Below are 15,748 nucleotides of genomic sequence, written 5' to 3'. Positions count from 1 at the left end.
TACCCCCCGTCCTTTTTATTGCATCTGCTAGTATTGATCAAAATAGACATGAAAAAGAAACCTAGACATTATCATCTAGGCTCCATACACATGAACAATATATTATCCTACTTGTTTCTGTTGCTCATATTCTTTAACTCTACGATAAAACGTTCTGTTTTTCATACCTAGTTCTTTCATTGCCTCCACAGCCTTGATTGCTCCAGATTTCCATTTGTCATATACACGAGCAAATTCAGCTGTGATCTCCTGCTTAGGACGGCCAAATTTCACCCCTGCTGCTTTGGCTGCCTCTATCCCTTCACTCTGTCTTTGCTTATTTTTTAACCTTTCCTGTGCAGCTACGTATGTAAGCATACTTAGGAATTGATCCTCTAAGAGTTTTCCTAAATCACCCATTGTTTTGAACTTACGACTATCAAATAAAGTTTCATTATCTAAACATATAATGTCTGCTCCAACTTCCCGTGTAATGTATTTCCATTCATCTATAATACCATCATAATCTCGGCCTAGTCTGTCCAGTGCATCTATGTAAATTAAATCACCCTCACGAATCATTAACCGCATTGCCTGATAGCGAGGTCGGTTAAAATTCTTCCCACTTAACTTGTCCACAAAAATATATCTTTCATCAATTTTCAATTCTCGAAACTTTACTAGTTGTCGTTCTGGATTTTGATCCTTAGCAGATACTCTACCATAAGCTATTTTCAATACAATTACACTCCCTTATCCCAACATTGTGCCAAAAAGTATACACAATTCATGTCGCGTGACTAAATTCATTATACCACTTATTGACACAATTAAACAGGTGTATTTTTAATATGTCTAAAAGCATACTTTATGACATAGTGTTGGAAAAGACCTTGTCTAAATTGAGCATAATAAAAAGGCAACCGAAGTCGCCCTAGATATTTTAATTATATAACTTAACTTTTCAAATGCTTTAGTGCACAAATCTATTTACTGTCTGCTTCCTTGATATAAGTAGCATCATATTGAATGACACTTTTGTTTTGTTCGTAGTCTTCGAACCATCGTAGACTACTTCATCTTGACTGAACTTATCTTCATCATGGAGAGATTGCAATTTTTTTATAAATAATCCATCTTTAGTATAAATTTTATCAGGATGATTAAGTTCTTCTAATACGTTATCAGGAATTATTGCTTTTGTAACACTATCTGACTCTTCAGAAGTATCGCTGCTAGCAAAAACACTATTAGTAATTACCACAGCGAACGCAATAGCACTAAAAGTGAGAAAAGCCACGCCCCAAGTTCTTGTTTTTACTCTCGCAGTAATCCCTTCTCTTCTAATCGATTTGTATACCCATATATTGAAATCATATACATTCGACTACTTACAGTCAAATAGTCTGGGGTCGAGATTTCTGTATTCCTTGATCTCATGACTAGAAAAATTTTGTAAGTGAATAGCGATAGGGTTGAGGTTAACACTTTATCAACATATGAGCGACTATAACCTGTATCGACACCCTTATCGAAGCTCAATCATGAAACTTGGTCTTATGTGCATAAAACACTTATTCCATATAGCTTTTTGCCGTGTTCGAGCCAAATTTAGTATCAAATAAAATTTGTATCGTGCCGTATTGATAAAGTACCTAAAATGTAGATGGAATAAGTACTTTTGGTAAGTTTAGTCAATATCGTAATCTGTATCGTGCGTATAGGAGAAAAATGTTCGAGAAAGCTTGATTTATCAATGGTTTTTAAGTTTTTATAAATTAAATTGTGAAAAACTAAAATTCAAAAAATCCTTTATTCATCTATATTCTGTATCGTGGGTCAATCGAATCGCAAATCGTAAGAGATGGATCGGAGTGTAAGACTTATTTTCATCAATTTTCACTCTATCAAGTTGTTTCATCTCATATATATACCATCTCTAGGACAAGATGTCCCAAAGACAGAAGCACCCAAACTGACCATCTATTTATTTGTAACTCAGTTTAAACTAGTTTTGTTCATCATATATTGTTCTGATATGCTCTATACCAAATTGGTGCTCAATGGGAATTCACCTTAGGGCCTTCTAACTCCGAGCCCCCAAAAAAAACACCGTCTTTCATCAAAAGACGGTGCACACATACTACTTGGATTTTTTACTCAGCATAAAATCTATGATTCGATAAACCTGTTCCTTACTAACCCCTTTTTGAATATAGCTTTCACACAGATTTTTTATTTCGCTCTGATTAAGTGTAGTGATATTTTTTTTGTTTATCTGTTCTAGTAACTCAATTAATAAACTAATTAATTTCCGACCATACATTTTTGAAGGTATTAATTTTGTGAGTTCATATAAATCTTCTACTGAGAATGTTAGTCTTTGTCCAGAAGAGTGTTTTAAATAATCATACTCTTTATACTGTAAAGAACTATCTTTCTTAGTTGTTGATGCAACAGAAGTAATAAGTTCCCTCTTACTTAATTTAGTTATCGACTTTATATATAATGTTTGTCCCTCTTCAGTAGAAAGCTTATAAGTTATAGCATTTATACTTCTCACGTTTACTTTGTGACGTATCACTTCTGACAAGTATACTGAATTGAAAGGCCCGATCTGAGTGTAATCTCCAATTTTCATTTTTGTGATAAAATCTTTTACACGCTTGTTGTCAGAAAAAGCCCACAATTTTTGTTTAGATTCGTTATAGCTGTCTACTCTAAAAGAGCCAACCAAATTACGAACATAATCATAATCTTGAACATGCAACCACTCAGGGACTATCCATTCAGTACCGTGTAATGTACCAAATAGGCTTCCGACCATTGAAGCGTTTGTATCTGAATCGGAACCGCGTAGAAATGCTGTGTCCAAGATACCTGAAACTGGGTCAGAAGCATATTTTGACGCCATGTAGATAGCTACAAGTGTTGCTACTGTCCCAGCCCCCAAAGTACTCTTATTAAAACAATTAAGTTTATTAAGAGTATCTGTACCCGTATCAAGTATTCCGCGTTTCAAAGCAGAATTGATCGTATGCAGTCCATTGAAAAGTTCATCGAGTGTTTCATTCCAGATAGCACCATAATTATTTTCTGTAGAGATATTCGCAGCTTCCAGCCAATCATCCATGTTGTTAAGAACTGGCTGAACACCCCATTTATTTTTTTGTTCAATTAGGTATGTAACCAACTCACCATAACCAAGCGTTCCCTCTTTATTCATCAAATAATGTGCTGCGTGTGCATACAAGATAGCACTTAATAAAGCTCTAGGATGCCCATGAGTTGAAATTCCATTTAAAAACACTTGATTGACAATATCCTCAATACTCCTACTAGAGAAAATTACATGGGGAATTATTCGCATACAAACCCCATTACCGCCAGCTTCAAAGTATTTCTTCACATTGAGCAAGCCCTGCTTCTCAATATTCCAAGGCATACTCCCACTGCTCCAAGCTTCCGCAGCTCGTTTAGTAGCTCCTCCCCCTCCTCTTTCATATAAAGGCCAAGAAGGTAACTCAATTTTCACAAAATGAGAATACCAGTTTTTATATTTAAGACTTCGAGCAGTAGAAAAAATTAATTGTGTGTCGTCACTGTAAGAACCCGCTTTTATTTCTTCTTCATGTGAGTAATATCTCCCCCCTGCTTTCCTAATCCACTTTTGAAAATCAACTTGCACATTGGTAGAAGAACCAATTTTAGAACTCCTATCTTCTTGTGGCCATCCTAAAGAATCTCCAATAGCAGCACCAATAAGGGAGCCAAATTGCTTATCAACCTTATGCACCATCTGTTGTTCAGACATCTAATCACTCCTTAATATATGGAGTTTCCATTGGCCTTCTTCCTAATCGAATAATGTTATTCCAATTCACATCGAATAGTTCTGGCGAAACAATCCAATTAATATCTTGACGAGCATCTGAAAGTAAGCTAACTCTACTTATCATTTTCCGGGCATGTTCCTTTGTAGGTGTAGCTATACCTATGATATCGGAGCGGGAGATATTTTTATGAATTAGAACCTCCGCCTGTCCATCTGTAGGACAACATGTCAACATTTTCTCCGAGCGATATATTGTAGTTTTGCCAAACACAGGGTTCTTAAACATCCCATTAAAGCCAGCAAAGCCACCTTTAATATGTGCCCCTCGATTTGCAGCAGCATTTCTATGACAAAATAAAGTGGTTTCATCTAAAAGTAGCTGAGGATTAATCAACAAAACAACCCATTCTTTAAAAACAGGATCGTTATCTTTAATTCTTCTTAAATACCAAGTGTTTGGATATTCTACAGAACAACATACAAAATCCTCTCTTCCATCATATCTATTTTCATCATTTTTTTCTAGCAAATCAAGTTGGTCATCTAAAAAGGAATTTGCAATTATACCCGATTCATTTCTAAGAATATGGAGTAGTTTGCTTGCCTTAGTAAAATGACATAACCGAGTTATTCCTCGTTTTGAAATCTCGTGTTCAAAATTAGTCTCCATAGTTTTCCTCCTGATAGAGGGCAGCATCTGTCGGCAATAATTTTGTACGCTCATCAGCGTATGTAATAATTAGGCCACGTCTTGCTCTTGTTACTCCTACATATAGAAGCTTTATTTCTTCACTAAATGCCTCTTCTTCAGAACCTAAGGAAACAATTCTTTCTTCTGGTGGAAGTCTGTCACTTGTGCAGAACGGCATAAGTACTGTGTCAAACTCAAGACCTTTGGCTGAGTGATAAGTTCCTACCCAAACACCAGGACGAGAAATCCAAGTGTTCATATCTCCGCTAAGTTTTTGGGAATGTATCATCTTTTCCCCTAGCTTGTTACGGACATAATTAAGCGTCTCCCTATCTCGAACCAAAATAGCTACCATTTGGTTTGTTGAAAGACCTTTTACAGTCTCTAGATAGTAGTTAATTTCTTCCTCCTCATTATTAAACTTTATCATCGCAGGTAATGGGCCAGAAGCACGAGGAAATTGAGGTTCTATTAAGTCTGTATCATCTTTAAAATAAGGCATCTTAGATATAGCTAATCCCAATGCAGCTATTTCTTTAGTGTTTCTATAGTTTTGACTAAATTCCCAAATTGATGGATTAAAAAAACCTGCGGAACGCCAGGAAATTCTACTTCCATAAATCTGTTGAGCCACGTCTCCGAAATATGTTAAGCTACCGCCTTTCGGAATAGCTAGTGCCAATGATTGAAGCATAGTAGGTGAAAAATCCTGTCCTTCATCAATAATGATATGCTTATACATTCGTTGAGAAGAATCATTTTTCAACTCTTCACGAACATAAAAAGCTAAGTCCTCCATGTCATACAAATATCCCTTATTATCTCTTATTCTCAAATATCTATCATATACCATATAGAAGTAAATCCTTGTACTCCTACTTATTCTTGTCCCTGCACGTCCAGTACGTTCAACTTCTTGGTATTCCTCCAGACTAGTGATTCCGTGTTTCTGAATCCAGTTAATTTCTTCAATGAATACTTCTACAGGCCGCTCAAGGGTTGAAACCCCTTTATTCTCGTTTTGTATTTCACGATAAGCTTCAGAAATAATTTCAGTTTTTGTGAAGTATCTTTGAGAGTAAGGAGGAACTATATCATTACGCCCCATTTTATTACGAAAAGCAAGATATCCCCTAGCAAATCTATGATAATTTAATACATCGACATTCTTAAGTAGATCGCTTGAAATAGATTTTAAGAATGTTACTAGTGCTTTATTAAAAGTTACCAACAACGTTCTTTCGTTTGCAGCACAATGTGTTTTAGCTAGATACGCTGCACGATATATTGCAAGGGTAGTCTTTCCGCTACCCGCTGTACCTAAAACAACAAAATGACCATGTTCTGGCAAAGCTAAAACCTCTACTTGTTTACCGATGGGATTTGGAAGTGTCATAGTTTATCTCCTTACTCTTCAGTCTATGGAATTATTTTCAATTATAGTACAAATTACACCCTTTTCATAGGTTTTAATAATACTTTTTCACTATTTTAGGTATTATGGCCTATAACCTTGAATCACTATGTATCGAGAATTAACTTGAATCATCATAACCTACTTATCTTACTATCCATGAATTTACGAAGCTCTGGACAAAGTGAATTTTTTTGATAATATACCCTATTGGAAGATGTGTGTATATGATAGGTGGAGATATTCATTCCCCTGATGTATCACAGAGCGTTTCAAAATGGCTAGGCAGGGGCACCCACTAAAAAATGGCTCTGCTAGAGGGGTTACATCAAATGAATAAAGCTTAGGGATTATGAATTTGGCTCTCCTTCATTTTAAGCCATGCAGCGAGGACAATATTTAGTCCTGATTCTTTTGAATTTTGAAATGTGTATGAATCTAATTTAGATATAACGTTTCGTAACTACTGATAATAGATTGTCTCTATAATTACAGATATCACATCTACAGTCGGAACTCCCGTTTTGAGATATCCCAAACTAATCGTGTCACAAAATGACACGCCAAAGTTGTATGCAGTGTCCAATAGTTAAACACTGCGTTAAACCCAGTCATATCAAGGATTTTGTTAGCTTGCCAAAATCCTCAACCTCTCTCAACAAAATACCTATTCGTCATATACCAAGCCTTACCCTTAACTGTTTCCACCATACCCTTTTTATTATCCAAAAACACAATCTCACTACATTCTTTACAGCCCCATTTGTTCCTCTTGTACGCTGACTCCTCTGAATAAGAAGCTCCACATTTACACTCTATCTGAATCAACGCCTTATGCTGACCATATGCATCTGCTAACTGTTCACTGCCCTTGCTCACTGCTGTAGATTGCTGTATTGCTGATACATATTCCCTCTGCTCTGAATATTCATTATGTACCTTAAAATCTGCTACAAGCTCAGGATTCAAACCAAAATGCTCCTTGCCTACTGTGGTTACATATTTACTGCCTACACGATAAGATTCTATCCAGTCCTGTATTTGCTTCGTGGATAGGCTAATAGTTCCTTTAATACCGCTGTTTAGCGTGTAGGTCATTGTGTGATGCTGGTTTGTATTCATATGAAAGTATTCCCCCCAATCTATGCAAGATTTTCAAAAAGTTCAAATTTTGTTTATAACCTCTCCATTTTCAGCAATTTTCCACTTTTCAATCTGATGTTGAAAGATCAGACTCCTAGATTCGTTATTTAAAATTTCAAACAAGAGTACAGCAACTTTTCCCCCATCATCAACATTGACTTCAAGTGTACTCTTTCCAGAAGTAAATTCATAATCAAAACCTATTACTGGAATATAGTGTCCATGCATTTTAATAAATACGGTTTCTTCAAATTCAAATGTTCCTTCTGTTCGTTCATTTGGTATTCTTTTAGCTTTATTTAAAACAGGGTTTAATACTTCTTCGTAGTTAGAAATAACTTCATGATTGCTATTGTAAAGATATTCATCAAAAGTTCCTTTCGTTTCAACTTTCCCCCAATCCCCTCCCAGTAAATTCCTAACGTCCTCTATAGCTTCTTCATTGATTGCTAACCATGTTATTGTTGGAGTACCAATTGTTATTACTGTTGCGTTTATCTTAACCTTTCTGATCAGACCATTCCAATCAGAATCCTCAGCTTCTCTTAAAATAGCAAGCTTAATGCCTTCATCATTAGCAAAATCAATGGCACCCTTTGTAAAACCTTTCGTGGTAACAACTACTGCTTCATCCGGTTTGATTTGGGTAACTGCTCCAAAAAAATCTCGTACAATTCCAATCCCAACTACTTTGTCATACTCCTTACATTCAACGAGTATCCTTTTAGTCTGACTGTCTTTCTCTATTGTAACGTCAATCTGATGTTTTGCTTTCTTACCATTTCCTCTGAGTCTCAGATCGTGGAAAACTGTATTAGTCTCATCCAGCAGTTTATAAACTACAGCCGTTATTCTTTCATACTTTGTTCCATTCTTTAGCTTCTCATCAGCAATTAAATTATTATAAATATTTTCAATATTGTTGTGCATAATTTATACCTCGACATTCAAATGATCTTCTAAACTTATACTAAAAATCAATGGATTAATGTTATGTCAAACACTTCTCCGCATTTAATAATGCGATCTTTATAAAAAATTGTGAAATTTGCTAGAGTACCAACTATTCTCTCTACATTAGTAGCATCAATTACAGTTGTTATTGTGATCCCTTTTTTTCTTCTAATATATTTCCATAGCCAATTATATGGAACTACATAATAATTCAGCATAAACGTTCTACCTTGAGGAAACAAAAAGCTTTGACCCATAGAATCATCTACAAAAAAGGATGTTTCATCTCTAATGTCTGAAGTGTATCCGCATCCATAATAAGCACAATAATCATAGATTAAATCCCACATATTACTCGCCGCATCTTCACCGTATAAATCAAATTCCGACCACTCTTTAACAAAAGCCATTTTATTTTGAAGATACTTTTTATACAATGCCTTCTTAATTTTTTTGTAATCATTGTTTTTTTGTCCGTATCTCTGAATATAACTCCCAAAGACATTCTCGATACCAAAAATCTCCTCACGTAATTCTTTATCTCTATCCCAAGTTAAAAATACAGGTATCTTGTTTATAACGAAGAAAGGCATGGTATGTCTCCTTATAAAATCATCGTTTTACTACGGGAGTATTCAGTATCTAGTTACCTGAAGCGATAAACTTTTCAGCCTTGCGATCCTTTTTAATCACTTTACTGTTATTCATATAATCATCCCATGAATCCAAACTCAAGTATGGCTCTGCTTCAATAATATCTTTTACCTTGCTGTGCTGTTGTTCTTTGAATAGCTCAATCATTTTAATTAAATCGTTGCGATCCAACAGCTTTACTCCATTATAACTGGCTAACTGTTCACACGAAGTTGTGTATTTGCTTGAGGTAATGACAATAGATTTCTTAGCTCTGTAAAATCGCATAGAACTATAAACTTCCTGAACTGCGCTCAAACCAACAGGATTACTTATTGCATACCGTTTAGCCTGAATGACATTACGGTAGCCCTCTCTGTCCGTAAATACCAAATCTGTTCCAAAATCTCTACTGTCTTGTGTTTTATACGCATCACCATAGCCTAAACACTGGAACAGCCTGAACAGATACATTTCAAAGTCCTTGCCATCCTCCATACGGTCTATTTCGTCAATGCCAATTTTATAAGGGTCAATATTCTGCGTTACTTTATACGGTTCTGGAATCTTAGGCTTTTTAAGAAAATGCAACAGGGCCAAAGCAAGCAATACAGCAATGACACCAACAATCACAAATATAGACAACTCTGCTCCTCCTTAGCTACTCTGGCTCTTTTTCACACCACCTTATAATACTACAGATAGGTACAATTTCCCATATATTTTGGATTAGTATGGTAGTCAAGCAACAAAAAAACGCCTATCGCTAGGCGCTTATTTGCTTATCAAAGGGGGTAAATGTAACCCTTTCTGATTCCTATATACACATTCCTTCTAATCCCCCCTTCCTTTTTATAACATTTAGTCCAAATTCATTTTACATGGCCTTTCTGTCAACTTGAGCCAACATCTTGAGATTGATCCAGTTACCATCTATTGTTTTAAGGTATAGTTTACCGTCCATCAGCTTCCCAGTTTTGTACATTGGTATTGTTCTTTTCATGGTGGACATATGTATCTTCTCCTTTTGGGAAATAGTAGTGTCATGTGGCACTCTAGAAGCATGAAATAATCCCTCTGGCTTCATCCTCAGAACGTTCAATGGCCCGAATAAACGGCAACAAAGGTTCCTCACGTTTGTACTGTATAGCCTTCTCAGCAGCACCGTTAGCGTTAGCCCATTCCCAATACGTGATGATATCAATAGGCTGCAAGAAATATATGGACAGGGCTTCTACAGGATTCACAGCATACCATTGCATGAACTGATCATCTGTAAGTTGGCTATGCAGAAGGTATTCATCCTTCATTTGATGTAGTAAAAGAAATCTACTTTCACGATTAACGTTGACGATACGATTTACATACTCATTGCGGCGTTCAACTGTGTTCAATATAATGTGCATGTCATTTCGAATGCCAGTTGCTTCAGGAGAAATATTGAGCATGTTGATTAGCTCATTAATCGACAAGTTAGGATTGTACGGTGCTGGCTCGATAATACGAGTCCAATTGTCGTCATTACCATGCTCAAACACTTGGATAGCGTCTGACACGTTAAGGCCAATAGTTTGCCATTTGCGATTTAATGCATCAGTAATGTGGTAATAGTGCAGTTCCATTTCGGTGGCTTCTTCTGATTCCCAAACTAGATTCATGCGTACAATGTCGATGATGGCTTGCTTGTTGGCTTTTTTGTTCACTGGGTATCTTCCTCCTTGTGAAATTGGTAGAATGGTGATGAAAGTGCCAAAGAAAGTACTATAAAATCCAATATAATATGCGCTTAAGCGTATATTGTCACAATTAAATAATACACGCTTAGGCGTTTAAAATCAATCTTTTTCTGGAGGATTAAAATTTTATGAAACTAAAATTAAAACTGAGGGAAGTTATGAAAGAAAAGGGGGTCACTCAGATGGAATTATCAAAAAAAGCAAATGTACGACAAGCAGCAATATCCGAATTGTGTAGGAATGAACGTGAAGAAGTTAATTTAGCGATGTTGACAAGAATTGCTGACGCATTAAACATTAAAGATGTATCTGTATTGATGCAGTTCGAAGAAAATGAGGAATAGCGCACAGTATACTAAATTTATTACCTACATAGACACAGCAAAGAGCCTAGATGATCTTGTCTAGGCTTGTTTGTTGTAAATACTATTCTCTATTTTAATCGTGACACCCTAACCGCTTCATCCTGCCCTTCTACTTTCATATAATAAGAGCCACACAATGAGATATTAATAAGAGGTCTACTAGAGTACCTCAATGTAACTTCATCATAGGTAAAGAAATTTTGATCTTATTCTACTCACAATAATTAAGACTAGAAGTAGACATACTATAAACATTAGAACCGACAAGCCTTTATCTCCAAAGAGACAAAAGGTAGCTGGAAGGAGTAGTATAAAATAGGCAATTGTAAACCAAACAGTTAAATTTTTAAATAGATTAAATCTTTTTATTGGCGGTATATTACTTTCTTCTATTTCAGCATAGCCCCTATATTCAGTTAGATATCCTATAACATTATCATGCTTACGATATATTATTTTATCTTGTTCTAAGTTACAAAAAGGGATTCTTATCATGATTTCATTAGATGATATTTTGTTCTTAGAAATATTTTTTGCACTTGGTGTTCCTATAAAAAACCATGTTACAGGTTTAAACTTAGCTGTTATATTTCTTTCCCAATTATCGGTCGGTTTAATGTGTACCAAATTTGGCCCTATTATAATATCTGATTTAGTATAACGGGTTAGATGAACATTCTGTAGTTCGTCGAGCAGTTTTTGTGTTGGTTTCTCTGCGAATTCTTTCTTTACTATGAAATAAAGATGAATAAGATAAATAATACTAAGAATTTTAAATAAAATCACGTATTTAACTCCTTTGTCATTTTCAATTATATATCGCATAAAGAGGCAATACATTTGATGTTTGATTGGCCTTTCTATGAGCTACATTGAATCTTAAGAAATTTGAGAAGCAGCTTTTACTTACCCTGATAATCTGTTGTTACTTCAGCATGGCAAAGTAACTTGTATGGTTTTGCGATTTTTTTATTATACCACTCCCAAAATTCACGTAACTCTTCTTTGTTAAATAATTCAAGCATTTTTTCAAACAACGTGATCGCTAAATCAACTGCAATATTAGAATTAGAAGGTATATCATCAAAATGACGAATATGTGGTAGTACTGCCTCTTTATTATAAGTAACAGAAATCCGTTTTAAAGAGTTCCCTCCATGAGAATAGTTCGAAAAATCTTTGTAGAAAATCTCATAATACAATTCCCTATTTAAAGATTTTGCTAAATCTCTTATCCCTTCTATATCTTGATTAATAACTGAATACCACTTTAATCCCATTTTTCGTTTCTGTTTCTTCCTTTGTTTCTTTAACTCCTCATAACGCTCGTTCATATCTTTATACTTACCTCTTTTTAAGAGTGTCTCTAAATTTAGAATTGGAGCTTCAGTCTTTATGCTATCAATAGATAGATTTACGTTTCTGAATATCTGTCTGTATTCTTTGCCTACTTTGGAGGTATCTGAGAATTTTTTGTAAGCCTTAATTCTTTCATGAGCATCTACAACTTGATATGCAATACAGCTATCCTCAAAATCATTGTTTATCATAAACTGAAGATTTAAATACAATTCAAGTATTGAACGCAAAACTGGCTTTATTGCATCCCCGTGCCCCTGTTTAATAAGAATTGACAACCCATCGATCAAACTTAAAAATTGAATAAACATTGTTTGAAATGGAGCATGGAACTCATTGAACTTAAAATTAACTTGGCACTTTTCGAGTAGGTTAGAACCGTAATCGACAATATCGTCAAACATAATCCCAGAATTATGAAAAAAACCTCTAAGTTCCTTGTTCTCTATTCTTCTTTTTACAATCAACTTATTAGCATTTGTCATTTTAAATCCCTCACCTATAGAATAATCATTTGATTCTCTTACCAAGATTCTGAGTTTTAACACTATAAGCTAAACCTGAACTAATATCTTTCACATCAATGTGAACACCGCTGACTTTAAGTATTTCACATTCGTACCCAAGACTGATTAAAGGCTTGTTAGTAGAAATATACCAACGATTAAATCCATTCTCAACATTATCATGTGTCTTTTTTCCAATAGTCCAGATTTGACCCAAAGCCAATAAATACTTCTTTCTATTGGGCATTTTCTTATCCTCCGCAATAATTACTTTAAACAAGATGTTGTTCGTTAATTTATAGTATATTATAACACGGTATTTTCTTTTGCATGTCAGAGGCTCTCACATTCGTTTTAAGGCTATTATTCACATTATGAATAGGGAAGTCTCAAAATCCCCGTAACTCTAACCTGTGTTGGCTTAACGCTTTCCTTTGAGCTTATCTCATTGACTATTCGCTGCTGTTCAAATTCGTAATCTTTTAATCTCATTTCATAATTCATAGTTGCAGTTTTTTTCTCTAGAATAAACTTTCCAAAGCCATTGTTACGGAGAATGCTATACCGTACAATCATTTTGCTCATAAACATCTGTCTCCTTTTTAATAACCTTTTAATAGATTTGTCATGCAGCATATCCAACGCCTCACTCCCTCTGACCTCACCCACCACAATGCGGTTGGGCCGCATACGCAGGGAGGAACGAATCAGATCACGAATTGTGATTTCTCCCTTTCCCTCGGTGTTCGCATTCCTTGTTTCCATGGAAACCAGATTAGGGACCGTCACAATTTGTAGCTCTGCTGAGTCTTCAATAGTAATAATCCGTTCAGACGACGGGATAAACTGGGATAATGCATTCAGAAAAGTTGTTTTACCAGAACCCGTTCCCCCGCTGATAAAAATGTTGTACTTGCTACGTACCAAGTCCTTGAGCATAGCAGCGGTTTCTGCATCCAGCGCACCCATTCGTATCAAGTCATCCATCGTCATAGGACGCTCGGGAAACTTCCGTATTGTCATCGTCGGACCCTTGAGAGCAACTGGAGGCAGCACAATATTTACGCGTGACCCATCCTTTAACCGGGCATCCACAATGGGAGAAGCCTCATTCACAATTCGGTTCACCCCGGCTACAATCGTCTGGATTAAATCCTCCAGTCGCTCGCGGGACTCAAATTGATCGGGTACCTGCATCACCTCACCAGCCCGCTCCACAAAGATTTCCCGGTGACTGTTGATCATAATTTCCGTAACGGTCGGGTCGTCAATCAATGGCTGGAGTACATCTAGCCCACGGAAAGAGTTAAAAATCTTGCGGACAAGTGCGTGCTTCTCACGGGAAGTTAAGCCCGCCAGCTCTACATCGTGTAAAATTCGATTTTCAATATGCCGTACCAGATCGGCATCCTTTACCGAAGACGTTACGTCCAGCCCGTTTCGGATATCTGCTCGCAATGCCTTAAACCGTTCCTCATTCATGTTCATCAGCCCCTTTTAAGACCAAACGGCGGGCGGATGTGTTACACTGTCCACATTCAGCAGCTCGTGGCACAGATGACGAATTTCCCGCTGATAAATCGGTGAACTAAGCAGTAGCTCACGGTGCTGCATCTGCTTCCATGAAGGTATATAGGGTAACGCTCCGTTTAGCTCCATGAAGTCACGAGGTAACGAGTTGATCATAGTTCCCATATAACGGTTCACCACAAAGCTGGTTTTGCATATCATATCTTCAAGCCCTTCAGGCTGCGTGGTTTCTAAAACATCCAGCCATAATCCGCACTTGTGCATGCTCATTAAATCGTCTGCCAGCAGCCAGATCAGCTTATGGCTAGCTTCAAGCACAGCTTGAGCCCGGTCACCTTTTTCAGAATCGCCATCTACGATCACTACATCATACTGTCCGCTTTCGGCAACCGTTCGAATCAGTTCTTTCGCTTCATCACAAGTCATGTCCGTCAGTTCCTTACGGTTATAGACAGGCTGAAAAGTATCCGACTGAATTTCAGGGCGGCGAACACAATAGGCTGCCACGGATAATGGAATGCCCTCATTCCCCTCCGCCTTGAGATCATAGAGCAGCCTGGACAGCCCTTCTCCTTCTGCTCCGCTAGCACTGCCTGAACCAGTGAACAACGAGCTTGAATCCACCGTCTCCAGATTCAGATAGAATACCGAATATCCCTCACTCCCCAGCTGTTTGGACATATTGAGTGCGGCCGTTGTCTTGCCCAGTCCGCCGGAAGCTGCTACCATGCCGATAATCAGTCCACCTTCCCGGCTGTTTACACATTTCCGACCGTTCGACTTCTGTCTCGCCGTTTCCAAAATAAAACCGACCAGCTCAGATAAGGGCTGATATTTTAATAAAGGCTGTCCATATTCGCTCACTTGTTCTCCCTCATGTAATACCAAACAAGGAATATCAGCAGCTTCCCTATCTGTCCATAGATTCAAAAAAGCCGCTTCACCAACCACCACGTCCGGTCTTTTCATTCCGCTGGTTTCCATCATGTATTGATGAAATGCCTCCGGTTGCGAAAAAGCCGTTATTCTCAGCCTTCTGGCGTACTCGCTTCCGTGAACATAATTCAGCAGCGGCTCAATATAATCCCGGCCTTCTACAGCCAATACCACTTTCACTGGAATCATAACGCTCATCCCTTTCCCTAACACAACAACGCAAAAAAGCACCGTTCATCCATCCGTAAGTACATACGGTTGGTGAACGGTGCTTCCGTCACGTGCAATCTATTTACTGGTAGAATAGCATAGCGCTTATATTAGAGCAAGTATTTTTTGTGCAAGTATCTTCCAAAATCCTCGTACTAGGAGAAGGCGGGCAGTCTAGCCCCGCCTCCTACTATCTTCATCTTAGTAGAATTTGTGGTGACGACGATGACAGTCATGATGGCGATGATGGCGATGATGGCGACGTTTCCGGCAATGACATTTCTTATCAAAATCTTCATGTTTCCAGTGATCACGTTTAAATTTAGGTTTAAACTTAATGACAGTCACCTTAATGATCTTCTTAAAGACACGTTTTTTTGGCTTTGGAAAATGACAATCATGCTTACGATGTTTATACATTCAAATTCGCCTCCATTTCTTTGAGATAGAATATACT

General features: G+C 37.0%; 16 protein-coding genes and 1 pseudogene. 1 reads left to right on the top strand and 16 read right to left on the bottom strand.

Annotated features, from left to right (window positions below; all coding sequences use genetic code 11):
- Positions 1 to 102: 102 nt before the first annotated feature.
- From AOU00_RS19430 to AOU00_RS26695, 11 genes are all read right to left on the bottom strand, one after another.
- A complete protein-coding gene (locus AOU00_RS19430) occupies positions 103 to 717 on the bottom strand; it encodes a recombinase family protein (RefSeq protein WP_069291404.1) in 615 nt (204 codons plus the stop codon).
- 235 nt (positions 718 to 952) lie between these two features.
- Positions 953 to 1,279 (bottom strand): hypothetical protein, encoded by a 327-nt coding sequence (locus AOU00_RS19425; protein WP_237166210.1) that lies wholly within the window; start codon positions 1,277 to 1,279, stop codon positions 953 to 955.
- An 843-nt stretch (positions 1,280 to 2,122) separates the two neighbouring features.
- Positions 2,123 to 3,793 (bottom strand): ADP-ribosylglycohydrolase family protein, encoded by a 1,671-nt coding sequence (locus tag AOU00_RS19420; RefSeq protein WP_069291403.1) that lies wholly within the window; start codon positions 3,791 to 3,793, stop codon positions 2,123 to 2,125.
- Positions 3,794 to 3,797: 4 nt separating this feature from the next.
- Positions 3,798 to 4,484, bottom strand: coding sequence for a DarT ssDNA thymidine ADP-ribosyltransferase family protein (locus AOU00_RS19415; RefSeq protein ID WP_069291402.1), 687 nt, complete (start codon positions 4,482 to 4,484; stop codon positions 3,798 to 3,800).
- A complete protein-coding gene (locus AOU00_RS19410) occupies positions 4,474 to 5,901 on the bottom strand; it encodes a 3'-5' exonuclease (protein WP_069291401.1) in 1,428 nt (475 codons plus the stop codon). The genes AOU00_RS19415 and AOU00_RS19410 overlap by 11 nt, the downstream gene beginning before the upstream one ends.
- A 663-nt stretch (positions 5,902 to 6,564) precedes the next feature.
- On the bottom strand, positions 6,565 to 7,041 hold the full coding sequence (locus AOU00_RS19405) for a hypothetical protein (RefSeq protein WP_069291400.1): 477 nt from the start codon (positions 7,039 to 7,041) through the stop codon (positions 6,565 to 6,567).
- A gap of 42 nt (positions 7,042 to 7,083) precedes the next feature.
- Entirely contained in the window at positions 7,084 to 7,992 is a 909-nt protein-coding gene (locus AOU00_RS19400) for a restriction endonuclease (RefSeq protein ID WP_069291399.1), read from the bottom strand.
- 47 nt (positions 7,993 to 8,039) lie between these two features.
- Positions 8,040 to 8,609, bottom strand: a complete 570-nt coding sequence (locus AOU00_RS19395) for a hypothetical protein (RefSeq protein ID WP_069291398.1) — start codon at positions 8,607 to 8,609, stop codon at positions 8,040 to 8,042.
- 49 nt (positions 8,610 to 8,658) lie between these two features.
- Entirely contained in the window at positions 8,659 to 9,294 is a 636-nt protein-coding gene (locus AOU00_RS19390; protein ID WP_069291397.1) for a restriction endonuclease, read from the bottom strand.
- Between the two features lie 232 nt (positions 9,295 to 9,526).
- Positions 9,527 to 9,661 (bottom strand): hypothetical protein, encoded by a 135-nt coding sequence (locus tag AOU00_RS27500; RefSeq protein ID WP_257785349.1) that lies wholly within the window; start codon positions 9,659 to 9,661, stop codon positions 9,527 to 9,529.
- 43 nt (positions 9,662 to 9,704) lie between these two features.
- Positions 9,705 to 10,352 carry a hypothetical protein gene (locus tag AOU00_RS26695; protein ID WP_172828304.1) on the bottom strand — a complete coding sequence of 216 codons (648 nt, stop codon included), beginning with the start codon at positions 10,350 to 10,352 and terminating at the stop codon, positions 9,705 to 9,707.
- 161 nt (positions 10,353 to 10,513) lie between these two features.
- Here AOU00_RS26695 and AOU00_RS19380 point away from each other — a divergent pair, with 161 nt between their 5' ends.
- The gene (locus AOU00_RS19380) at positions 10,514 to 10,729 is read left to right on the top strand and encodes a helix-turn-helix domain-containing protein (protein ID WP_069291396.1); all 216 of its coding nucleotides are present in this window, start codon (positions 10,514 to 10,516) and stop codon (positions 10,727 to 10,729) included.
- 204 nt (positions 10,730 to 10,933) lie between these two features.
- On the opposite strand, the gene AOU00_RS19375 is transcribed toward AOU00_RS19380, so the two are convergent.
- From AOU00_RS19375 to AOU00_RS19355, 5 genes and pseudogenes are all read right to left on the bottom strand, one after another.
- Entirely contained in the window at positions 10,934 to 11,536 is a 603-nt protein-coding gene (locus tag AOU00_RS19375) for a hypothetical protein (RefSeq protein WP_069291395.1), read from the bottom strand.
- A 116-nt stretch (positions 11,537 to 11,652) separates the two neighbouring features.
- On the bottom strand, positions 11,653 to 12,594 hold the full coding sequence (locus tag AOU00_RS19370) for a DUF5677 domain-containing protein (protein WP_069291394.1): 942 nt from the start codon (positions 12,592 to 12,594) through the stop codon (positions 11,653 to 11,655).
- Between the two features lie 25 nt (positions 12,595 to 12,619).
- Positions 12,620 to 12,862: a hypothetical protein gene (locus AOU00_RS19365; protein ID WP_069291393.1), complete on the bottom strand. Its 243-nt coding sequence runs from the start codon at positions 12,860 to 12,862 to the stop codon at positions 12,620 to 12,622.
- 368 nt (positions 12,863 to 13,230) lie between these two features.
- Positions 13,231 to 14,097: pseudogene (locus tag AOU00_RS19360) on the bottom strand (CpaF family protein); the annotation flags it as partial.
- A 15-nt stretch (positions 14,098 to 14,112) separates the two neighbouring features.
- Entirely contained in the window at positions 14,113 to 15,270 is a 1,158-nt protein-coding gene (locus AOU00_RS19355; RefSeq protein ID WP_069291392.1) for a P-loop NTPase family protein, read from the bottom strand.
- Positions 15,271 to 15,748: the final 478 nt, after the last annotated feature.

The sequence above is a fragment of the Paenibacillus polymyxa genome (assembly GCF_001719045.1).
GTDB lineage: Bacteria > Bacillota > Bacilli > Paenibacillales > Paenibacillaceae > Paenibacillus > Paenibacillus polymyxa_B.
Note: the sequence above shows the minus strand (reverse complement) of the source record. Positions and strands in the feature narration are given on the sequence as shown.